This is a genomic window from Leucobacter sp. M11, assembly GCF_035726885.1.
GTDB lineage: Bacteria > Actinomycetota > Actinomycetes > Actinomycetales > Microbacteriaceae > JAPFRB01.
In genome coordinates, this window is the sequence record NZ_JAPFRB010000005.1 from 164,509 (window position 1) to 164,969 (window position 461).

Consider the following 461-nt stretch of genomic DNA (forward strand, 5'->3'; position numbering starts at 1 on the left):
CCGGGCGCTGAGCCCGGGGCCGCGCCAGAGAGCTCGTCCGGGATGCGCTCGGCGGTCTCCGCCGCGCTCAGCGGCGAAGAGATGAGCGCCGGGGGGATCGTGGCCTCGCTGGGCGGGGTCCGGGGGATGATCGAGTCCTTCGTGCCGAGCTTCCTGTTCCTCGTGGTCTACACCCTGACCCGGAGCGTGGAGCTCAGCGTCATCGCGCCGCTGGCCATTGGCGCGGGCGCCGTGATCGCCCGCTTCGTCCAGAAGCAGACCCCGCAGCCGGCGCTGGTCGGGCTGCTCGGCATCGCCATCTGCGCGGGCTTCACGCTCTTCACGGGCGAGGCGAAGGACTTCTATTTGCCCGGAATTTTGATCAACACGGCCTACGGCACGGTGCTCCTCATTTCGGTGCTCGTCGGCTGGCCCCTCATCGGCTTCCTCGTCGGGGCCGTGCGGGGAAACCTCACGGGCTG

1 protein-coding gene is annotated in these 461 nt (G+C 69.8%); it reads left to right on the forward strand.

Translation table 11 applies throughout. From position 1 onward, the window contains the following. Positions 1–461, forward strand: a 461-nt coding sequence (locus OOT08_RS16120; RefSeq protein ID WP_325093842.1) for a DUF3159 domain-containing protein, incomplete at both ends; no start/stop codon positions are given.